The 21,517-nt window shown below is 54.0% G+C and carries 14 protein-coding genes; 7 read left to right on the forward strand and 7 right to left on the reverse strand.

Annotated features, from left to right (window positions below):
* Window positions 1–130 precede the first annotated feature (130 nt).
* Window positions 131–586: a peptide-methionine (R)-S-oxide reductase MsrB gene (gene msrB, locus HMJ29_RS20065; protein ID WP_171593164.1), complete on the reverse strand. Its 456-nt coding sequence runs from the start codon at window positions 584–586 to the stop codon at window positions 131–133.
* Window positions 587–653: 67 nt separating this feature from the next.
* On the opposite strand from msrB, the gene HMJ29_RS20070 reads away from it, so the two are divergent.
* Window positions 654–1,046: a SpoIIAA family protein gene (locus HMJ29_RS20070; protein ID WP_171593165.1), complete on the forward strand. Its 393-nt coding sequence runs from the start codon at window positions 654–656 to the stop codon at window positions 1,044–1,046.
* Window positions 1,047–1,083: 37 nt separating this feature from the next.
* On the opposite strand, the gene HMJ29_RS20075 is transcribed toward HMJ29_RS20070, so the two are convergent.
* A complete protein-coding gene (locus tag HMJ29_RS20075; protein WP_171593166.1) occupies window positions 1,084–2,412 on the reverse strand; it encodes a leucine-rich repeat-containing protein kinase family protein in 1,329 nt (442 codons plus the stop codon).
* 62 nt (window positions 2,413–2,474) lie between these two features.
* On the opposite strand from HMJ29_RS20075, the gene HMJ29_RS20080 reads away from it, so the two are divergent.
* Window positions 2,475–5,867: a DEAD/DEAH box helicase gene (locus HMJ29_RS20080; protein ID WP_171593167.1), complete on the forward strand. Its 3,393-nt coding sequence runs from the start codon at window positions 2,475–2,477 to the stop codon at window positions 5,865–5,867.
* A 162-nt stretch (window positions 5,868–6,029) separates the two neighbouring features.
* Here HMJ29_RS20080 and HMJ29_RS20085 read toward each other — a convergent pair whose 3' ends face one another.
* Together HMJ29_RS20085 and HMJ29_RS20090 are read right to left on the reverse strand one after the other, a co-directional pair.
* Complete coding sequence (locus HMJ29_RS20085) at window positions 6,030–7,643, reverse strand: protein adenylyltransferase SelO (RefSeq protein WP_171593168.1); 1,614 nt, start codon at window positions 7,641–7,643, stop codon at window positions 6,030–6,032.
* A 173-nt stretch (window positions 7,644–7,816) separates the two neighbouring features.
* Window positions 7,817–8,668: a ThuA domain-containing protein gene (locus HMJ29_RS20090; protein ID WP_171593169.1), complete on the reverse strand. Its 852-nt coding sequence runs from the start codon at window positions 8,666–8,668 to the stop codon at window positions 7,817–7,819.
* Window positions 8,669–8,817: 149 nt separating this feature from the next.
* On the opposite strand from HMJ29_RS20090, the gene HMJ29_RS20095 reads away from it, so the two are divergent.
* Together HMJ29_RS20095 and HMJ29_RS20100 are read left to right on the forward strand one after the other, a co-directional pair.
* Window positions 8,818–9,015, forward strand: coding sequence for an RtcB family protein (locus tag HMJ29_RS20095; protein ID WP_171593170.1), 198 nt, complete (start codon window positions 8,818–8,820; stop codon window positions 9,013–9,015).
* 381 nt (window positions 9,016–9,396) lie between these two features.
* Window positions 9,397–11,496, forward strand: coding sequence for a T9SS type A sorting domain-containing protein (locus HMJ29_RS20100; RefSeq protein WP_171593171.1), 2,100 nt, complete (start codon window positions 9,397–9,399; stop codon window positions 11,494–11,496).
* Between the two features lie 120 nt (window positions 11,497–11,616).
* Here the strand turns inward: HMJ29_RS20100 and HMJ29_RS20105 are convergent, their stop codons facing one another.
* Complete coding sequence (locus tag HMJ29_RS20105) at window positions 11,617–13,419, reverse strand: M61 family metallopeptidase (RefSeq protein WP_171593172.1); 1,803 nt, start codon at window positions 13,417–13,419, stop codon at window positions 11,617–11,619.
* Between the two features lie 237 nt (window positions 13,420–13,656).
* Here HMJ29_RS20105 and HMJ29_RS20110 point away from each other — a divergent pair, with 237 nt between their 5' ends.
* Window positions 13,657–13,914 (forward strand): hypothetical protein, encoded by a 258-nt coding sequence (locus tag HMJ29_RS20110; protein WP_171593173.1) that lies wholly within the window; start codon window positions 13,657–13,659, stop codon window positions 13,912–13,914.
* 203 nt (window positions 13,915–14,117) lie between these two features.
* Here HMJ29_RS20110 and HMJ29_RS20115 read toward each other — a convergent pair whose 3' ends face one another.
* Window positions 14,118–16,322 carry a right-handed parallel beta-helix repeat-containing protein gene (locus HMJ29_RS20115; RefSeq protein WP_171593174.1) on the reverse strand — a complete coding sequence of 735 codons (2,205 nt, stop codon included), beginning with the start codon at window positions 16,320–16,322 and terminating at the stop codon, window positions 14,118–14,120.
* Window positions 16,323–16,696: 374 nt separating this feature from the next.
* On the reverse strand, window positions 16,697–18,022 hold the full coding sequence (locus HMJ29_RS20120; RefSeq protein WP_171593175.1) for a glycoside hydrolase family 2 TIM barrel-domain containing protein: 1,326 nt from the start codon (window positions 18,020–18,022) through the stop codon (window positions 16,697–16,699).
* A 475-nt stretch (window positions 18,023–18,497) separates the two neighbouring features.
* On the opposite strand from HMJ29_RS20120, the gene HMJ29_RS20125 reads away from it, so the two are divergent.
* Both HMJ29_RS20125 and HMJ29_RS20130 read left to right on the forward strand, forming a co-directional pair.
* Window positions 18,498–20,669 carry a glycosyltransferase family 2 protein gene (locus HMJ29_RS20125; protein ID WP_253805659.1) on the forward strand — a complete coding sequence of 724 codons (2,172 nt, stop codon included), beginning with the start codon at window positions 18,498–18,500 and terminating at the stop codon, window positions 20,667–20,669.
* Window positions 20,670–20,900: 231 nt separating this feature from the next.
* Window positions 20,901–21,185, forward strand: coding sequence for a hypothetical protein (locus HMJ29_RS20130; protein ID WP_171593176.1), 285 nt, complete (start codon window positions 20,901–20,903; stop codon window positions 21,183–21,185).
* Window positions 21,186–21,517 lie beyond the last annotated feature (332 nt).

Below are 21,517 nucleotides of genomic sequence, written 5' to 3' on the forward strand. Positions count from 1 at the left end.
AAGCAGCCAGGAAACAGGAACAGAAGGTGGTTCGCAAGCATACGTATCTGGCGCGGCGGCATCTAACCTTGCTCCGCAAAAGCGCCATTATCTCTTCATTATAAAATCCTTACAATAAGTTAGCCTACGCTTATATCTCCTCCAAACTCAGCCGCACCAAGCTCTCTGAGTTCATACAGTAGCGTAAGCCGCTGGGCTCAGGGCCGTCGGGGAAGACGTGGCCTAGGTGACTGCCGCAGACGTTGCACTGGGCTTCTATGCGCTGCATGTGGTGGCTGTCGTCGAAGGCGTAGCGGATGGCGCTTTTGGTAAGGGGCTGCGTGAAGCTAGGCCACCCCGAGATGGCATGATACTTTGTAGTGGAATCAAAAAGCTTGCTGCCACACCCCACGCAGGCGTAGATGCCGGGCTCGTAGGAGCGGCAATAGGCATTTCGGTAGGGCGACTCAGTGCCCTTTTGGCGCATGATATGGAATTGGGCCGGAGTCAGCTGTGCCGCCCACGCCTCCTCTGACTGCTCCATTCGGCGGGGTGGCTCGGGGTTGCTGTACTTGGCAAATTTGACGATATCACTCCAACGTAGCATAGGGTAAAGATGAAACTAGTAACTTTTGGAGCCAACACAACCAGTTGTTCTGCCCTCCGGCCCTTGCATGGAGCACCTCTACGATACGTCTCCTCTCTCGATCTCCTACGACCCCATGCACAAATGGCTGTACGTGGAGTGGAAAGGCATGCACAACGCTGACTCGGCCAAAACGGGCGGAGAGCTGGTGTTATCTTACCTGGATGCCCGTCCCTGCAGCAAGATGCTCAACGACAATAGCCTGGTAACCAGTGACTGGGAAGCTGGGGCCCGCTGGGTAGGTGACCAGTATTACGCCATGCTGGCAGACCGCGGTATGCGCTACGTGGCCTGGGTGTGCCCCCCGCACTGGTCGGCCAGAAAATCCATGGAAACGGCCATGCATTTCGTAACCAAACCCACCGTCATCCTCTTCGACGACCTGGCCACCGCGTATGCCTGGCTGCAACGGCAGCAATAAGCACCAAAGCGTTACCTACCACTTGCATTTGCTTAGATCAAGCGTTCTGTAACACTTCCACCAAGGCGTGCTGAATTTCCGCGAACAGTGGGCGGGCCTCCACCTGTGGCTGCACACAACGCTGCTGCAAATTGCGCAGGGCCTGAAACGCGGCTGTATCGGGAGCAGCCGGACAGTGCGCCAACAGCTCTTCCAGCAAACAGCCAAACGCCCGCACTTCCAGGCGCTGTAGGGCGTAGGCCACTTGCGGCTCGTTTACATCGAAAAAGCAGGCCGCCCCGAAGTCGCCGAGCAGGCTTTCGCCGGCGGTAGTGTTAAGAATGTTGTGGGCGTACAGGTCGCCGTGCATAATGCCGCGGGTGTGCAGGTGCTGGGCGGCAGCGGCAATGCCCGTGGTAATGCGCAGGGCCGCTTCTGGCGTGAACGTGGTGCCGGGCGCGTACACATCACGGGTGCAGGATGCCAGGCTGGGCGGCCCGGCCAGGTTGCCAAACGCAGGGTCAATAAGCTCCAGTACCAGCCCTTCGGTGTGGGCGGGGTGCTGAGTGATCTTGCCCTCTACGGCTATTAGGTTGGGGTGCGGGCCGGCGCTAATGCACGCTGCCATCTCGCTATGGGGCAGGCCGTCACTGGTCACGGCTCCCTTGAACAGCTTCACCGCCACATCTTGCACTGCCTCAGCGCGCTGCCAACGGGCTTTATAGATTACCCCCGAGGCTCCTTCGCCCAGTTGCTGCTGAATTTCGAGCTCCTGCCAGTTGATGAGGCTGATGGGGTGCTGGCCTACGATGGACGTTTCCAGGGGGTCGCAGAAGGGGTTGCCGGCGTAGGCCAGCCACGAGAGCCGGGGCAGCGTGAGCAACCAACTGGGTAGCTCCGTGAAATCGTTGTCGGCAATGCGGAGCAGCTCCAGGCGCGTGCAGGCCCGCATGGTTTCGGGCAGGTGCGTGAGGTGGTTGCCGGCCAGCATGAGCTTCTGGAGCTGGGTACACTGGCCTAGCTCCGGGGGCAGGGCGCGTAGCTCATTATCGGTGAGGATAAGCCAGCGCAGGGCGGGCGTCAGGGCCTCGGCGGGGAGGGTGTGAATCTCGTTAGCCTTGAACCCTACCATGCTCAGCTGCGGGCACTGGCCTAGCACTGAGGGCACCTCGGTAAACTGGTTATCGGAGCAGAACAGGATGCGCAGCTTGTGCAGTCGGCCCAGATCAGCGGGCAACGAGGATAGAGCATTTCCCGAGAGGTTGAGGATTTCCAGGGAGTCGGCGAGGTCGAAAATTTCCTGGGGGAATTCTGTTAGTCCGCATGAAAGATCAAGCCGCTGGATGCCGGCCAGCTCCCCGGCCCGTAGTTGTTCAAGGGTATGCATGAGGCAAAGGTCGCGAAACATACGTGCTTACGCCTAACTTGCCGTGCCGCCAGCTCAGTCCCATGCCCAGAAAATCGGAACTCCCGCCGCTCCCGGAGGACGCTCCCTCCTCTCACCAACACGTCTTCGAGTCGGGGGCGTTGGCTGACTTAACCCGGTTTGAGATTGAGAACCTGTGCCCCACCCTGCCACTACTGGATACGCGGCTGCTGGCGGCGGTGCAGCCTACCACACTGGCGGTAAACCAGGGCACGTTTACTGGCCTAGGCCCCGCCGCGGGTGCCGGTCCCGCGCCCACCGTAACCATTGAGCAACTCCCGGGTGGCCTAGCGGTATCCTGCACCTGCCCCACCCCCAAGGCCGCGCTGTGTGAGCACCAGGGCCTGGTGCTCCTGAGCCTGCTGCAGCGCAAGGAGCTGCGCGTGTTCTTCGACCCCAAACCGCGCCACGAGTTGCTGCGCGCCGCAGCCCGCGACTATGGCCTGGAGCAGGCCCAAAACCTTGATACCTATTTCCAGCTGACCTACACCCGGCAGGGCGTGGAGGTTGAGCCCCGGCAGCCTGAGCTTTACCCCGTCACGGCCACCACCAAGCAGGAACTGATAAGCCAGCTGCTGCCCCCTAAGCGCCTGCCCACCCCGGCCCCCGACACCACCCACCGGCTGGTAATATTCAGTCGGCATAAATACTACGGCCACCTCACCATTCAGCTGGCTGAAGCGGCTCTGACCGCCGCCGGCAAAGTTAAGAACCCCGTTTCGGTGCTGAACCCGTTGGATAGCATCTGGCAGACGGAGGATGCGCAGGAGCTGAAGTTCTACACTGGCCTGGGCCGCTTCCAGAACAACTACGATGACACCCGCTCCGCCGCGGCCATTGCGGCGCTGCGGGCCATTTTGCACAACCCGGCGGGCCTCCCCTTCTTCGCCCACAACCCCACCGTATCCGACAAGCTTACCGGCCCTTCTCTGGTGCCCCTGCTGCTGCGCACCGCCCGCACCGATTTGCGCCTGACTGTGGAGGAGAAAGGCGAGTTTTTCGAGGTATCAGGACGCCTGATGCTTCACGACCAGCCGGTAGACCTGCAGACGGTAACCGTAGCCTTTGAGTACTTTATTGCGGTTGATAAGGCGCTGTATTTGGTGGAAGACCTGGAGGTGTGGCGGGTGATTGAGTTTTTTAAGAAGCGCAACAACACCCTGCTTATTCACCAGTCGAAATTCGCGGAGTTCCAGCAGGATGTACTGGCTAATCTGGAAGACAAGCTCCACATTGCCTACACCTACGTGCGCCCCGCCACCAAACGCCAGCGCGCCGCCAGCGGCTACGATGAGGAGCCCCAGAAGCTGCTGTATCTCTCCGACGCCGGGCCCCACGTGGAGGTGCTGCCCGTGATGCGCTACGGCCCCAAGGAGGTGTCGGTACTCTCGCGGCGGCAATTATACTCTCTGGATGAAGCGGGGCAGCCCTTTATGGTGGAGCGGGATGTGACGGCCGAAACCCGCTTTATTGCAGCCTTGGTTCGGCAGCACCCGCCATTTGAGGAGCAGCTGCAGCAGGAGTCGTTTTACGTTTCCAAGGCGCTGTTCCTGCGCGAGGAGTGGTTTCCGATGGCGTTTGAGGAGTGGCAGAGCCAGCAGATTACCATTCTCGGTTTTAATCAGCTCAAGGGCAACACTCTCAACCCCCACCGGGCCAACATCACCGTGCAGGTGACGGCCGAAACCAACTGGTTTGACACCGAGCTAAAAGTAAAATTTGGCCAGCAGCACGCTACCCTGCGCCACCTCTACCAGGCCGTGCGCAACCGCAGCCACTACGTGCGTCTTGATGATGGCACCCGCGGCTTGCTGCCCCTGGAATGGGTAGAGAAGTTTGCGCGCTACTTCGCGGCCGGCGAGGTAGTAGAAGAGCGTATTCGCACGCCGCACAGCAACTTCTCGGCCATTGAGGAGCTCTACAACCCGGAAGAGCTAACGGCCGAAGCTCAGACTCAATTGGCCGCGTTCCAGGCCGCCGCCGCCAACTTCACCGGCATCGCGCCCGTGCCGGTGCCCCCGGAGCTGCAGGCCACCTTGCGTGAGTACCAGCGCCAGGGGCTCAACTGGCTGAACTTTCTCGACCAGTTCAACTTCGGGGGCTGCCTAGCCGATGATATGGGCCTCGGCAAAACCATTCAGGTGCTGGCCTTTTTGCTGCACCAGCAGGCTCTAGGCCACTCCGCTGCCAATTTGGTGGTGGTGCCTACTTCCCTCGTCTTCAACTGGCAGGCTGAAGCCGCCCGATTTGCCCCCAGCCTGCGTGTGCACACGTTCTATGGCACTGGGCGCCCCCGCGAGCCGCTGAACTTCGACGGCTACGATATCGTCCTGACGACGTATAACACGCTGGTTTCGGATGTTAAGGCGCTGAAAGGATACCGGTTCAACTACGCGTTTCTGGATGAGGCCCAGGCTATTAAAAATCCGGAGTCGCAGCGTTACAAGGCGGCTTGTTTGCTGCAGGCCCGCAACCGGGTAGTACTCACGGGTACGCCCGTAGAGAACAATACGTTTGATTTATACGGGCTGCTGTCGTTTGCCTGCCCTGGCCTGCTGGGCAGCAAGCAGCAGTTTGCCGGTCACTTCGCCACGCCCATTGATAAGTTTAAGGAGAGCAAACGGGCGCGGGAGCTGCAGCGCAAAATCAACCCGTTTATGCTGCGCCGCACCAAAGCCCAGGTAGCCGCCGAACTGCCTGATAAAACCGAGATGGTACTCTACTGCGAGATGGGCCCGGAGCAGCGCCGTGTGTACGAGGCCTGCAAAGACGACTACCGCGCCCTGCTCCTCGGCCAGCACCCCGACACGCCCCGCGTACACAGCCTGCACGTGCTGCAGGGCCTCACCAAGCTGCGCCAGATCTGTGACTCGCCCGCCCTGCTCCGCAACGAGGAAGACTACGGGCAGGACTCAGCCAAGCTGGCGGTGCTCCTGGATGAAATCCGCAGCAAAGCTTCTCAGCATAAAATTCTCATCTTCTCGCAGTTCGTTTCCATGCTAAACCTGATCAGGCGAGAACTGCAGGCCGATGAGATACCCTTCGCCTACCTCACTGGCCAGACCAAGGACCGCGCCGCGGCCGTAGCCCGGTTTCAGGAAGATGACTCGGTGCGCGTATTCCTGATTTCCCTGAAGGCGGGCGGCGTAGGCCTCAACCTCACCGCCGCCGACTACGTGTATCTGGTAGACCCGTGGTGGAACCCCGCCGTGGAAAATCAAGCCATTGACCGCAGCCACCGCCTGGGCCAAGACAAGAAAGTGGTAGCCGTGCGCCTCGTATGCCCCGATACCATCGAGGAGAAAATCATGAAGCTCCAGGAAACCAAGCGAGAACTGGCCTACGACCTTGTCAAGACTGAAGCCGCGCTGCTAAAAGCCCTCACCCAACAGGAGCTGCTGGATCTATTCAGTTAGTCCTCACAGGGGTGGCCTATCATAGTAGCACGTCATCCTGAGTGCAGCGAAGGATCTTTTCACATCAGCATGAGGCGCTAGGCCTGTCGTTACTGCGTGAGAGGATTCTTTGCTGCACTCAGGATGACATATGAATTACAGGTCTCCCTTACCCAGAGAGGTCTACGAGCTGCACGACAGTGTGGCGCTGCCGGGCTTCTCGCGGGCCCAATCGGGACGTTTGGCGGCTAGCTCCTCGTGTTCAGGCTGCTCATCGAAGGGCGTTTTGAGCACCTGCATCAGGCGGTTCAGCAACGACAGGTCACCCGTTTCAGCAGCTTCAATGGCCTGTTGCGCGAGGTAGTTGCGCAGCACGTACTTGGGGTTGGCGCGCAGCATACTCTCCTTGATTGCCTTCGGGCTGGCGCTTTCCTGGCGCAGGCGCTGTAGGTAACGCTTCAGCCACTGCATGAGCTCTGCCTCTTCTGCTGGCGCCATGGAGTAAGCAGCCAGTTGCAGGAATTCACGCAATTTGGCTTCTTCGTTGTTAGGGTTGGTGAGTAGCTCCGGGCCAGTGTGTGAGAGACGACGGAAGAAGATAGTCATATCGATTTCCGACTCTGCCAACGCTGGTTCCAGGGCTTCAATTAGCGCTTTGTCTTCTTCTGGGTTCTGAGAAGTTAGGCCAAGCTTGGCCAGCATTATGCTATGGCGGGTGCCTTCCAGTGTCTTGATGTACACGTCAAGCGCGGGGTTGAGCAACTGCACATCCTCCACAAGCGGGGAAATAGCCTGACCGAGCTGCATCAGGTTCCAGAGGGCCACGCGCGGCTGTTGCCCAAAGGCGTAGCGCCGCCCGCCAAAGTCGGTAGTGTTGGGCGTCCAGTCGAGGTCGTACGGCTCCAGCCAGCCGTAAGGGCCATAGTCAATGGTCAGGCCGAGAATCGACATGTTATCGGTGTTCATCACGCCGTGCACAAACCCTACTGACTGCCAGTGCGCAATCATCACGGCTGTGCGGCGACAGATTTCCTCAAACCAGCGCACGTACACGGCTGGGGAGGGCTCACCTAGCTCGGGGTACTGGTGGCGGATGACGTAGTCGGCCAGGGCGCGCAGGTTATCCATTTCGCCGGTAGCCAGCAGAATCTGGAAATTGCCGAACCGCACGAACGTAGGCGCTACCCGGGCCACAATAGCTCCCGGCTCGGGCCGGGCGTTGCCATCGTAGAACATGTCGCGCACCACCTGGTCGCCGGTGGCTACGAGGCTCAGCGCGCGGGTTGTAGGTACGCCCAAATGATACATGGCCTCGCTGCAAAGAAACTCGCGGATAGAAGAACGCAGCACCGCCCGCCCATCAGCGCGGCGCGAGTACGGCGTGGGGCCGGCTCCCTTGAGTTGAACTTCCCACACGCTGCCATCAACGGCTGTAAGCTCACCCAGCGACATGGCCCGGCCGTCGCCGAGCTGCCCGGCCCAATTTCCGAACTGATGGCCACCGTAGCGGGCCGCAAAGGGCTTCATGCTTTCCGCCACCCGGTTGCCGGCTAACATCTCCACTGCTGGCCCCTGCTCCGGCGGCCGCACCAAACCCAGGTACTGGCCTAGCTCCTCTGACCATGCCAGCAACTTGGGGGCGTTGACCGCGGTAGGCGTAACCCGCGAGAAGTGGTAGCCCGGCACCTGGCGCGGGTTCTTATTCATAGAAGCTTCGCCCTTCAGCTCGTCTACGAAGGAGTTCTGAAAAACAGCTTCTTCCAGGGGCTTAGCCTGGGTTTCAGTTTGTATCGACATAGAGAAAAGTTATGGGTTAAGAGCGATACCTGCTCGGCCGCCTGAGCGATTTAACAGCACTTCTAGGCCACTGTTTTAACTACCTCTGCTCTAGCTGTTGTAGCTAAAACTGCAAGCAACACTCATCCCTATTTACGGCGCGCCCCCCTGCGGGATGTACTGATTCACCTGGTTTAGTCGCGCGCAGAGCTATGTTTCTTTCTGCTCCCCAGCCACAACAACCCATTTACAATAAACTGGTTCTGTAGTTTGTTCTGGAAGGTGAACGAAAGCTCTTTGTTAGTGCCGTGCTCGTAGTCGATGTCGTTGTGACCCATGTTTACATAGATCATCCGAAAGTTCTTGTTCGTCCAGGCCACTGGGTAATAGCCGCTGTGCCAGATTTCGTGGGGCTTGGGGCCCGTACCAAGCGGAAAGCTTTTTGGGTCAATGGCGAGCAGAATATCAATGGCGGGGTTAGCGCGCAAGTCGTTGCTCCACTTATACCACTCGTTGGGCGCAGAAGTGAAGGTTGAAGGCAGATGCTGGGTAGCAGGATGCCGCCGGTCTTCTACTCGCAACACCGCTGCCGTGGGCCGCCAGGTATTGCCCACGTAAGAGCCGGCCCCAAGAAAGGTATTATGGTACCAGTCCCAGTTCTGCGGATAACCGGACGGCGTAAGGGCAAACCCAGCGAAGTGGAACCCCATCCAGGCACCGCCGTGCTCCATATACTGCTGAAAAGCCCCCCGTTGGGCCGGGTCATCGGGGCGCGTATCCAGAAAAAGCACCACTTGGTAATTGGCTAAAAAAGCCGCATTCAGGTTGTTCCAGTTAGAGGTAGTGTCGTAGGCGAAGTGATGCTGTTTGGCCACCGTTGGAAACCAGGTGTTAGCCTCGTGCACGTAGCTGATGTGCGCTTGGTCATGTTTAGCCGTGTAAAAGGCAATAACCCGGAAGGACGGCTTCTTTTGCGCAAGCCCGCTGATAACGGTACTGAGCAGCAGAAGTATTGCTAGGAGAATTCTACCACAAGGTGCTTTCATAGTGTGTTGAGTTAGAGAGAACCATTCCGGATATCTACAAGCGCTAATTCGCGGCCAAGCTACAGAACCGACTTCTATTCATTCGTTGAGTTGCTACTCAATCACACTTGACAGACAGGCCCACAACGTAATAAGGCGATTTGTGCACTATGGCATCAAATAAACATAGAACTGCAGGCATTGAGCTGATTGGCGGCGGCCTAGATGAAGCGCCCATGGCCTACAAAGACATTCATCAGGTAATGGCCCACCAGCAGGACCTGATAGATGTGCTAGGCTCTTTTACTCCTCGTATTGTACGCATGGATGCAGGTAACAGTGGCAAAAGCAGATACGGTGGAGAATAAGAATTCTAATAAAAGCAACGGAGGCCATGAGTATACTGCTCATGGCCTCCGTTGCTTTTAGGCAAATACAACTATTACAATATCTACACAAAGCTTTCCTTCAACGTCAATTATGATTTATTGACCGAGGAAACGAATGTTTCTGCCTGCAAAGGGCAAACCATGCACCCGAACAACCAACCTGAATATAGACATTTACACAATCATCCTATTTCACGAGTCATAGCTGCGAGGCACAATTCTGTATAAAACCTATACATCTGGCCCTCTATTTTCTACTGTATCCTGATGATGAATTCACTTCTACACACTGGTTTATTTTCTATTTCAGCCCTGCTGACTCGGAAGCATCTTTGGCTGATCTGGTGCCTACTGCTGTGTTTGCCATTCGCCTCAATTGCCCAGAACACGTACCTCTGGCAAGGCACTTCTACAAGTTGGAATGACCCGTTAAACTGGTCTCCGGCTCGCCTTATCCCTGCCACGACCGATGTACTCATTTTTGACGGCGCAGTAACACCCTCCACAACCGTTGCGCTCGACTATAGCACCACCCAAACCGTAGGACAGGTGCGTTTCAGCAATGCCATTAAGGCCACTCTGACTACCAACTCAGCCCGGGAATTATTAATCAATGGGAACCCGAATGCAGTTGGTTTAACCACTGAAGCCGGCACCACGTTGGCAATAGTAGGCACCCAGGCCAGCGGCAGTGGCGACCTGATAATTCGGTTAGCGGCCAACGTGCCGGCTCGCCTGGCCGGTAGGTTAGAGCTCAAAGGTTCTGCCACTGCTAACAGTGCCCATCAATTGCTCTCGACTACAGTGGGTGCTATTGAATTTCTGAGTGGCAGCTACGTGCAGCCCGGCACCCGGTTTACGGGCTTCTTGTTTGGCTCTGCTACGGCCAACAAGAACAGCGTCATTTTTCGTAATGGCTCTACCTATGAGCAGGCCACGGGCTCTACTCCTTTTGGCTCCGTGACTACGTATCAGGTTACCAACTTTGAGCCCAACAGCTACTTTCTGTATACTGCTACCGGGAATACCGTAGGCCTGTCGGGGCGTACGTATGGCAAGCTGGAAATCAACACGAACCGCACCCTCACAATCAGCACGTACTCCACCAATCCGTCTATCATTCAGTCTGATCTTATTATTACGGCCGGCGTAGTGACAATCAACACCAGCAACGTGGAGCTGCGAGGTAATCTGTTGATTAATGGCGGTAGCCTGGTTTTCAACCAAGATGCGAACAACAACGCGCTGGCTCTAACGCTTAATGGCACGGCAGCCCAGCGCATTGGCGGTACTGCAGCTGGCTCGCTCACGCTGCCTTCCAACACGACGCTGGCCCTCAACAACGCGGCCGGCCTGACACTGGAAAGGCCGGTGGTAGCCAATGGCCCGGTTACTCTTTCTCAGGGTCTGCTTTCAACCAGCAGCACAAACCGCCTTACTCTAGGTCCGGTTGCCAGTATCTCTGGTTCGGCCAGCAGCTTTGTTCAGGGGCCGCTGGTACGGCAGTCGAGCACTACGGGAGCACTATTCTTCCCCATTGGTAAAGGCACTATATACCGGCCCCTGACCCTCAACGTCACGACTGCTCCAGCTGGCACTACTGCATACATAGCTGAGCAGCAAGAAGGCCGGCCCTCCGACCAGAACATGCTGGACGACTTACGGCGGGTTTCCTCCATCCGATATTACAGTCTCACTTCTAGCCCAGCGCCAGCCGCCGGCACGTTTGCTGGCAACATTGCGCTAAGCTTCGGGTCCGATGATCGGGTTGCTGATCCTAACATGGCCAGCTTTGTAATAGCGAGAAGCACCGGAGCCGGCTGGAACAATTTGGGGCACCTAACCAACTCAACCAGTGCGCTTACTTCTAATAGCCTCAATAGCTTAGGCGACTTTGCCCTGGGCAGCACCGAACCCAATCAGAACCCGTTGCCGGTATCGCTCACAAGTTTCAGTGGCAGTCACCAACCCAATGGCGTGGTGTTGCGCTGGGCAACGGCCAGTGAGAAGCAGAATGCCTATTTTGAGGTGGAGCGGCAGGTAGCCGGGCAGCCTTTCCGGGCCCTAGGCCAGGTAGCGGGCAAAGGCTCAAGTACCACGCCTGCTGAGTATAGCTATTCAGATAACGCACCCGTACCGGGCGTGGTGTACTATCGCCTCCGCCAGGTAGACGCCAATGGCACAGCCACTTATTCCAGTGTTGCTGCTGTACTTGTTCCCGAGCAGCCATTGCAGATTTCTCTCTACCCGAACCCGGCCATTCGCCAGCTCAACCTGACAGGCTCCGCTAATGACGCTCAATACCGGGTGCTTAATGAACAAGGTACTGTGCTGCTCATCGGTTGGGTTGCTGCTGGGCAGAGCATCAATGTGGAGAGCTTACGGCCCGGCTTATACCGGCTGGAAATAGTAGCGGGCCGCCGTCGTACGGTCCGGGCTTTTGTGCGCAGCCGTGAGTAACAGTCCGGTTTTGCCTGCCGGAGTAAAGGACCTGGCCTAGCATCATGATACACTAAAAAGCAACAACCCCGCCGGGTGGAACACCGGCGGGGTTGTTGCTTTTTAAGCTACGTCAGCTAATTATAGGTTCTTCAACCAAGCCTCACGCAAAGCTAGTTGCGCTGGAGTAGCCGCCGGATCTTGCGTGAAAACGTAGCGCTTCACCTCTTCCGTGCTGCCTAGCTTTACCTGCACCGTTTGCTCTTGCCCGTTACGGCTGATCACGAAGGGCACTACAGTGCCTGGCTCACGGGTTGGAATTTGTCGTAGCACGGATCCAATGTTGGTGCGGGCTCCATCAATGGCAAGCAGTTTATCTCCCTCCTTAATACCAGCGGCCTGCAATGGGCCACCTGCTTTGGTGAAGTAAACACTGGTCTCGCGGGCCTCCAGGCCTATAGGGCCTAGTGTGGCAATCTGCTTACCCGTGGGCATTGCTTTTTGGTAGCGCACTCCTATTTTGGAGTAATACTCCTGTAGCGGCAGTGGCTCCGCATTTTTCACGTAGCGCTGGAAGAAATCACCTATTTCGGGATAAGTCATCTTGGTGAAATCCTCGAAGAAGTTTTTCTCACTGATGGGCTTGTTAGGACCATAATTCTTGGCCAGTTCCAGCAACACATCGCGCAGGCCGCGCTTACCGTCGCTCAGCTCCAACAGGCGCAGATCTAGCAGGCCTGCCGTGAGGGCGCCACGCTGGTAGATGTTGCCATACTGCCGCTGGCCCTCATCACTGAACGAGTTGAGCCCGAGGCGGCTGAGACTGTACGTTGTGTCGGCGCGGGTACGGTCGTAGGTTACCTTATCATGCAGCATGCTCAGGTAATCATCTAGCGGCACCAACCCACCCCGCAGCTGCATCATGTGTGAGGCCCACTCGGTAGTGCCTTCGTAGAGCCACAAATGCTCGGAGCCCGTTGGCTGTACAAAATTAAAGTGCTCAATAATCTCAGAGTGGATATTGAGTGGCGTCATTACGTGAAAAAACTCATGCGCAGCAATATCCACCACACCTTGCGCCGTTTGGGGGGTCAGGGCCATTTCGGGTAGCACATACTCAGAGCTATAGGAGTGTTCCCAAGCACCAGCCGACTTATCGGCAAAATGGTACAGGAAGGCATAGCGCTTCACTGGCAGTTGACCTCCGAAGAACGACTGGGCGGCATTAAGCATCTTTTGCATGTAGCCTAGCAGGGGCTCGGCCTGCACTTTATCAGTGGCCGAATAGCAGTACAAGGCTACATCGGCATTGCCTAGCTTCGTGTGCGCCTCCGTGAGGCGGCCCAGAATGATGGGCGAATCTACGGCATGATCGTAGTCGTCCAGGTGATAGAAGCCCTGAGCATCGGGCACCAGTACCGACCCGGCTTTCCAATCAGTGGGGTACTGCAACTTGATTCGCAAAGGCTTATCCTGCATCCCTTGGGGGTAGCCGAACAAGGTCTGGCCATTCAGCAGGGCGTGGTCGGTTTCCAGCGAGGAGCCACACATCCGGTAAATATTATGCTCCTTAACGGGCGTATCCCAGGTTTCGGCAATGGTATATCGGATTTCGCTGGTCTTATCAGGCCGCGACAACTGCCATTGGTTGGTGGACAGCTGCTTTACCTCCAAAGGCTTGCCCTTGCTATCAAAAGCCTGAAAGTTACTCACGTAGCGCCCCATATCCATTACCTGATAGGTGCCCGGTGCCGTGGCCGCAAACTGGTAAATAGCTTGGTCTTTTTTAAGCTTTGGCAACTCCAGTTTTACCTGGAAGGCATTGCTGTTGGCCGCCGGATCCATGGTAACGGTGTAAGTCAGCTCACGTGGAGCTTTAGCAAGAGTAGGGGCGGCAGTAGCGAGCAAGGCTGCCAGCGCAGCCGAGCGGAAGAGTGATGTCATTCGGAGTAAATACTGATTTATGAGAGTGGGCTACTGACGCGCAATCTGATGGCCGGTTGCGCCCGTCTCACGAAACTATGTATTCGTTCTCACTTATGCGCGGCACTGGCCTAGCGGTGTACAGCCTATACTTTTCCGCAATTGCTTGTTAAACTTACCGTAACTCGCTTGCGCTAATGCAGTACATACAAAACACGGGCTCCTTATTGGCCACTCACCTCCTACCATACCTCACTCATGACTGAAGCAGCCCCCGACACCAACCCGACCCAATTACTGCGCTACCTGCTGCAGATTGCGGGCCTCACCGATGCCGAAAGTATTGGGCAGGTGCGCCAAGTGCTTACTGGCCTAGGCCTATTAGTAGACCGGATTGAAGCTGGCGAGGCAGAAGTTGCCGTTGCAGCCGCTGCTAACCCAGGCCCTGAAGGCATCCGGGCGGCGCTGGAATCTGCTGGCTACTCGGTGCAGAATATCACCGCCGAAAGCAGCTAACGCCTCTCTCTACTCCAAACCCAGGTATCTTATTTGTTTCTGCAGTGACGCTAGGCCTGTTCAATAGGCTACTACTATATAGGCCTAGCACCATTGCAGGTCAACTGCACACAGCTTTTGACAAAAAATAACGCCTCCCAGAAAGCCGCACTATATAAACGCAAAGCTTACCGGGAGGCGTAACTATATTCTAATTTCTTCTTCTACTGATGCAGTAGCTTGGTTATAACCCGGGAGGCGCCTTGCTGCACGGTCAGGCTATATACTCCCAGAGGTAATTGTGCCACTTCTGGCAATGTGATGGTTGAGGCACCTTTGCTTACTTCCACTGAGCGAGTAAGCACATTCCGGCCCATGGCATCAGTGCAGATAACAATGGCTTTGCCTGCTTCAGGGCTCTGAATTTGCATACTCAGCTCACCAACAAAGGGGTTTGGCCACGCTTGCATTGCTAAGGTAGCAGCACCACTAATAGCTACTGTTTTAACTGATGAGTACGAAGCTTTACCAGATAGGTCAACCTGCATCAAGCGATAGTAAACAATTGAACCCGTGTAGCTGGTTAGAGCATCCTGCCAGAAATATGTGCTGGTTTGGGTGGTTGTGCCTTTACCCTTCACTGTGGCAATACGGTTAAACATCCGTCCGTCAGTGCTGGCCTCTACCTCAAACCGGTCGTTTTGCAATTCCGAAGCAGTGTTCCAACGCAGGATAGCCTTGTTGCCCTGCCGCTCGGCAGTAAACGATACTAGCTCAACGGGCAAAGGGGCAACTTTGGTTTCTGATTCACTGGCCCCCAGGTTACCAGACACGCCCGGAGCTGGAGTTGCCGATCCGAAAAAGTCGCGGGAGCCTGGTGTCAGATTAAACTCTTTATCCAAGTTCAACCCACTACCAATAGCAGCTGAGCTAGGCTGTAGTTTATACGCATCCCAAGAGGTCAGCAGACGCCGATTACCACTTGAAGTGTTCAGGTCTCCACCCTGTCCGGCGCGCACGAAAGCAGGGTCTAAACTTACACCTACCGTGCGACTGCCCACCATTTCCTGTTGGGTAGCGGTACGCCAATCATCGAGATTACTAAATGAAGACGAGCCCCAGGTAATGTTAAGCGGCTTACCAGTGCCCCAATAGCAATTACTCTGCAACACGATACCCGTCGTAGAAACCGACTTGACTTGTGGCACGCCAGAGGTGGTCTGGAAAATATTGTTGCGTACCGTAATCCCGCTAACTCCATTGCTCATCAAATAAAAGGCTTTAGCCTCAGAGCCATCTGCCGAAGGCGTCAGGTACACAGTATTATTGTGAATTGCAGCCGTTTGAATGCCGCCATTATCTCCGGAAGACCACACCATAATGGCGCCCTGGCCAAAACGACGAGCATCATTTTCGCTGATGTTGTAGCGAACGGTAAGGTCGTGCATGGGGGGCGCTCCGTTAAACTGAGCCAGCAAATAACCCGCTCCATCGTTATCGTGAGAGTAGTTGTACTGCATTACAGAGTTAGTGCAACCACCATCTAAGTCAAAGCCACCTCCATCATGCGCAATGCCTGAGCGATTATGGTGCGACTCACACTCCTGTATAACCAGATTATTACACACCCAGCCCCAGATACCAACCGGACCACCATTGGGGTTATTATTTAGCCAGCCATTGTTGTAGGCTTCGCAGTGTTCGATTACAGCACCATCAACACTTGACAAGACGATGCCGCTGCCAGTATTGGTGGTAGTTATTTCTGAGCGCCCAGCATTGTTGTAAGCCTTGCAATCTGCTACGTACCAATTTTTATGGCAAATATTCGGATAAGAGCCATAAGAGAAAATTCCAGCCTCACCATTGTCATGGGCTAAGCAGTTTGTAATGCGCACATCATTATAGCCACTGGAAGCAAATGAGCTTCCAATCAGGATACCCATTTTAAGGTACCCACTCACATCAAGGCTATCCAGGATGAGATGCGATAAGTGCTCATCGGCTAACTCCGCAGAGAATATTACTCCCGAGTTATTTGTAGACGTACGACCGGAGCCTACAAACTTTAACCGACGTAGTTCTATTCCCCCTGCGTCTGGAGAATAGAATGCGTAGTTATTACCACTACCAATAGTAGCCATGCCTTGCCCATATGAGCTTATAATAATTGGAGCGGTATCAGTCCCCTTACTCTGAAACCACAGGGAGCCAGTGAAGGTCTCGCCAGCTTCGAACAAGATCCGGTCACCGGGCTTAAAGCTGGAATTATTCACCTGCTCTATGGTTTTCCAGGCAGATGTTACAGAAGTGCCATTATTAGCATCGTCACCCGCTGAACTTATATAGTACGTTGTAGCTAAAGCTGACGAAGCATTCGCCAGAAGAGACACAAATACAAATGATAAGAGTACAAGTTTCAAGCGCATCGTCAAAGGCTTTGGTTCGACAATGCAATACTATATAAATAGGATAAATATAAAAATATAAACGTTTTTTAAAGAACTATAACTGTTATAAGCTTGATGACATCCTTAATAGTGCAAATCCCAAAACGCTGAACAGCAAACATGTATTAGGAAAAGCATACTTTCACAAGTGGTAATTATATAAATTAAGGAAAGGACGAAATGAGCAGATAAAAATAGCATTATAATCGTTTTTAGACTTTATGTTTTCGCAGTAAAACCATATCTATAATCATACTTAATTAACAGAAAGCCTCGCTCCTCTCAGTACACCGGAGACGAGGCTGATCTTAAGAGCAACAGGGTTTGTGTGATGTAGTAGTTTAGTTGCTGGCCTATTTCACCAGAAATGGCAAGCTAGCGGTAGCAGCACTTCCTTTGCCATCGCGCACAGTGGCTGATAGCCTATAAGCTCCTATTTTCTCTGGAGTCTTGAGAATTACTTTAAGCCCTCGAGCCTTTAGTATACAGTGCTCAATAGGCACAGTCTCCCCCTCTTTTTCGAACTTAACTTCGGGAGCTACTTGCCAAGTAGCCTGCAACAAATCATTTTCAGGATCAGAAGCTACTAACTCAAATCCGTATTCTGCATTAGGCCGAAGCTGCTCGGAATAGGCCAACCGCCCGTTCCTTCTTATTTCTTGAATTTCAGGCGATAAATTAATGGGTGGGGTTCCAGTCCAGAGTTCCTGGAGGGCATCAACTGTCGCCGTCTTTTCTCCCGTGGGAGTGAATAAACTAAACCAAGTAGCAGTGTATTCAAACTTATTGCCCCAGTAGAAGGCATAACTACCCAGGCATTCCCGAGGATTGCCTAGAATGGAGCGTTTATATCTCTCACGGGTGAATTGCGCTTTTTGCGTGCTTGTTTGTTCTTTTGAAGCACCCCATACTGTTTTAGGTGACTCCCAATAGCCCCTTGCTCCAAATTCAGTTACCAGATACGGTCCTTCCCAGTCCTGCGCCTTAAGTCGTTGAGGCAGTGATATTAGGTTACCAAAAGCGTTAATGCTTATAAAATCCAGATCAGGGCACAAGCGCTTCACCCGATTTAAGTTTTCTAATGTACTAGTAAGGGTAGTAGTAACCGGATGATAAGGATCTAGCTCATGTATCATGCGAGCCACATCATTTATGGCGCGGTAAAGTTGAGGATTCGCAGACTCGTAGTTAATCTCGTTACCAACTGACCAACCCAGTAGCGCAGGGTGGTGCCGATAACGAAGAACCTGTTGGCGAAGCCTCGCTTTCTGCCTCTCAACCTCGCCATTATTATAATAGTCGAATTTTTTGGATTCATGCACCATCCATAGGCCTAGCAATACTGTTAATCCTTGACGGTTTGCCTCGTCTAATCGGTCATCAGCATAGTCGCCGGACCACAAGCGTACAGAATTGGCACCGGCAGCTTTAAGCTTGTCGTAATGCTCTAGGCCTGCTCCTCCTTTGACGAAGTAAGGTTTGCCAGCGCGTTGTAATAGATAGCCCTGCGCTGTATGCACCAAGTGCACCGGAACCACTCCGGCCGGAATTTGTGCTGGTGGATTTTCTTCTTGCTGCGGTGTACACGCCCCTACTAAAACCGTAGCACAACTGCTAATTACCCCTGCCAGCAGCCACCGTTGCAGCCCCTTTACCAAGTCACTTGTCCAAAAGATCATGCATAGAATGCGTAAAGGCCAAAATGGCCTAATACGAGTCTCGGGGGCTTTTTATCAATATAGTGTAATTATAAATTAATATTATTTAAAAAAAGAACTTTTCGCATGCCCGGTTGCTTGTACCATACATTATAGCAGGCAGAAAAGAGCTAGCATGCAAATATCTGGTCAAGAGGCAGTTGCACATTCACTGAATCGCGCAGTAGAGCAGGCACCTGGTGGTAAAGCAGTCAGATTAAGCAAAGTCGGTATTCAGCTTAAGGAAGCGGCTGGTGTATCACAGATGCGGGTGCTGGTGACTTTGGGCGTTATAAGCCTACTCTACTTCCTCGTATGGTTTGCTACAGCGGAGCCGATTGGTTACGCCCCTCTCTTTTGGTTGCTGACTTTTTCTTTAGGGTTTAAGCTTCTGCGTATGCTTCACGAGTGGTATCACTACGTGAACGTGACCGAGCCCTTACCTCCTACAGGGCACATGCCTTTGTTTACGGTGGATATCCTCACCACATCATGCCCCGGCGAGCCACATGCCATGGTGGTGCAAACGCTGGAGGCTATGCAAGCCGTTACGTATCCGCATACCAGCTACCTCTGTGATGAAGGCAATGACCCATACCTACGTGCTGTTTGTGAGCAACTAGGAGTGATACACGTCACACGTGAAGTCAAAATCAACGCGAAGGCGGGCAACATAAACCACGCCCTTAAACAGGCTACTGGTGAGCTATGCGTTGTGCTTGACCCCGACCATGTGCCTGCTCCTGATTTCCTGGATCACGTAGTTCCTTTTTTTAGCAACTCAAAAGTGGGCTACGTACAAGTAGTACAGGCTTACGGAAACCAGCAGGAAAGCCTGGTGGCTAAGGGCGCAGCCGAGCAGACGTATCATTTCTATGGCCCGCTTATGATGGGCATGAACAGTTATAACACAGCTCAAGCTATTGGCGCCAACTGTACGTTTCGCCGAGCAGCTCTAGACTCTATTGGTGGGCATGCTGCCGGCTTAACAGAAGATATGCACACAGCTATGCAGCTGCATGCGGCGGGCTGGCAATCAGTATACGTACCGCGTGTTCTGAGCCGAGGATTGGTGCCATCCACCTTAGGAGCCTTTTACTCTCAGCAGCTAAAGTGGGCCCGAGGAGCTTTTGAATTGCTTTTCGTGGTGTATCCGCGGTTGTTCCGGCAATTCTCTTGGCGGCAACGGCTACACTATGCCATCCTTCCGTTGTACTTTCTTTCGGGCCTGATTACCTTAATTGATCTGGCAGTGCCAATCTACTCGTTGGCCTTTTCTGTGTATCCCTGGCATATCTCGCTGCCTGCTTTTGTGCTACACTTAGCGCCTTTACTAGGCATTGGTTTGTTGATTCGCTATAAAGCACAGCGCTGGCTTCGTGACCCTTCTGAGAGAGGCTTGCATTTAGCGGGTGGCTTTTTGAGGGTTGGTACGTGGTGGGTATATCTGCTCGGGCTGGTATATACATTCCTACGGGTGCGGGTGCCTTATATCCCTACCCCTAAAGAGGGAAATTATGAGAACGAGCTCAGGATTTGTCTGCCCAATATTTTTGCAATAGCTGCGTGTGCTATTGCAGTTAAATTTGCCGGCTACGTTGACTGGAGCCCCTATTCGCGCTTAATGGCTTTTCTGGCTACGGTTAATGCTGCTATACTACTGGTGGCGGTGGTTATGGGCCAGCACGTTTGGGCGCGTACTATCATGACCGATCTGGAGTCGCAGTTCATGCGCAGGCTGCTTTCCCCTTTCAAGCGCCTCCTGTTGGGAATGACCCTGCGCATAGAATCAGGAGCTATTTCTCTGGCAGCTGCCAGTATAGTCATTATGGGGCTCACAGATTCCGCCTTGTATATCCAGTCGGGCTTGACGTATCCTGCCTCTTATGCTTGGCTGCAGAATGGAGATGAACCGTTGCGCGTAGGCACGCAACTCAACCATCCGTATACTACCGTACCGGTACAGTTCGCTTCTCTGCAGAACTCTAAGCTTCTGGCTTATATCTATCCAGACCACGTTACTGACGTGGCGGCTTTAACACTGGAGGATAAGTTGCCAACCTCAGCTATACTCACTTTGCAACACCAGGGTACAACTCCCCTGCTTACGTGGCAGGCTGATTCTTCGGTGGCCAACTGGCGGGCCCTAGCTCAGGCACTGCGCAAGGTGCGGCAGCCTGTTTTGCTGCGTCCTATCCTGCGGGCTACTTCACCAGTGGCCTACAGAGCAACTTGGCTCGCATTAACGAATGAGTTTAAAGCCTGTGGAGCTAACAACGTGCTGTGGGCCTGGACCCCACCCTCGCCTGCAGCTCTGCAAGCCTATTTTCCAGGGCAGGATAAAGTGAACTGGATAGCTCTGCCTTACTCATCTAACCATACTGCAAGCAATACGTCGGTTACGTATATGGCCTACCGCCACCAACTAGCCAAGAATATGGCCTTGCACACCAAGCCCGTTATGCTGTTCATGCAGGACGATGTGCCGGATCAAAAACGTGTATTACGTCAGATACAGGAGCAGTACCCTGAAGTGAAGGTCGTACTTTTTCAGGAAGAAACCCGGCGTAAGTCAGTGCCGCTGCTATCTGCCAGAAAGTCCCGCGCCTTGTTCTCGAGTGCCAATTAGGGCTTCACAGCAGGCCTCATTACCCTGTAACAACGGGCAGGTTTACCCTTTGCAAAATGCACAGTTCAGTAGTTAAGCAAAGGGAAACACCCAAGAAGCTTCTGCGTATTTATAACCAGGGTAAAAAAGGAGGTAAATACGGTAGCTTTTTCACTGATAGTTACTGAGTTTAGTTCGTAGAACTACCCAGTAAATTCGCAGAAAGCTTATCTGCTAAAAATAACTCCACCCGTGAGTAAGTCCTGCACGCTGCGCGCATATGCTGAACCTGATGGGCCCATAGTGTGCCTGATTCTGGTTACGCATTCTCGCAGCGAAACTGATCTTTCGGAGATTGAGCTTCCGTATCTGCTTTGGCAATCTATGGGTACCCGGGCAGCGGCCGCCATGATAGCGCAGCTCTATTGCTGGAGCCAACCCGAAGTAGTGCGGCAGCTGGGCCGAGTTACTATCCGGCGCAGTATTACCAACCTGTTGCAATTACACCAGCGCGAATTCCGTAGCAACCTACCGTAGGCAGATTACAGCTACAGCCCAGTATATTACTTACATAAAACCAGCATTTTACGCTGAAAAACTCCGTATAAATTCGGGAGCATTTTTTAACAGGAGTTTGTTTAATCGGCCATCGGCACCAAGCCTGCCACTCGCTCTAAACTACTTGCCTGTTGAAAACAATGCTTACGTTTACCCCACCTGCAACCCTGGAGTTACACCTTGTACCCGCTGGTCGTCGGCTAGATTTCCCTACCCCTGCCGGGCAGTTCGCATACGTATACCGCCGCGGCCGTAACCAGGTGTGGCAGTGCGTAGCCCGAAATGCCTGCAGCCCCTACCTTGATCGTGCT

Origin of the sequence: Hymenobacter taeanensis, assembly GCF_013137895.1 — a bacterium.
GTDB lineage: Bacteria > Bacteroidota > Bacteroidia > Cytophagales > Hymenobacteraceae > Hymenobacter > Hymenobacter taeanensis.

What these genes read in the sequence shown, in the direction of transcription:
- msrB (WP_171593164.1), bottom strand. Translation starts at nt 586, where the DNA reads ATGCTACGTTGGAGTGATATCGTCAAATTTGCCAAGTACAGCAACCCC.
- HMJ29_RS20105 (WP_171593172.1), bottom strand. Translation starts at nt 13,419, where the DNA reads ATGACATCACTCTTCCGCTCGGCTGCGCTGGCAGCCTTGCTCGCTACT.
- HMJ29_RS20095 (WP_171593170.1), top strand. Translation starts at nt 8,818, where the DNA reads ATGGCATCAAATAAACATAGAACTGCAGGCATTGAGCTGATTGGCGGC.
- HMJ29_RS20120 (WP_171593175.1), bottom strand. Translation starts at nt 18,022, where the DNA reads ATGATCTTTTGGACAAGTGACTTGGTAAAGGGGCTGCAACGGTGGCTG.
- HMJ29_RS20125 (WP_253805659.1), top strand. Translation starts at nt 18,498, where the DNA reads ATGCCTTTGTTTACGGTGGATATCCTCACCACATCATGCCCCGGCGAG.
- HMJ29_RS20080 (WP_171593167.1), top strand. Translation starts at nt 2,475, where the DNA reads ATGCCCAGAAAATCGGAACTCCCGCCGCTCCCGGAGGACGCTCCCTCC.
- HMJ29_RS20070 (WP_171593165.1), top strand. Translation starts at nt 654, where the DNA reads ATGGAGCACCTCTACGATACGTCTCCTCTCTCGATCTCCTACGACCCC.
- HMJ29_RS20110 (WP_171593173.1), top strand. Translation starts at nt 13,657, where the DNA reads ATGACTGAAGCAGCCCCCGACACCAACCCGACCCAATTACTGCGCTAC.
- HMJ29_RS20115 (WP_171593174.1), bottom strand. Translation starts at nt 16,322, where the DNA reads ATGCGCTTGAAACTTGTACTCTTATCATTTGTATTTGTGTCTCTTCTG.
- HMJ29_RS20090 (WP_171593169.1), bottom strand. Translation starts at nt 8,668, where the DNA reads ATGAAAGCACCTTGTGGTAGAATTCTCCTAGCAATACTTCTGCTGCTC.
- HMJ29_RS20075 (WP_171593166.1), bottom strand. Translation starts at nt 2,412, where the DNA reads ATGCATACCCTTGAACAACTACGGGCCGGGGAGCTGGCCGGCATCCAG.
- HMJ29_RS20085 (WP_171593168.1), bottom strand. Translation starts at nt 7,643, where the DNA reads ATGTCGATACAAACTGAAACCCAGGCTAAGCCCCTGGAAGAAGCTGTT.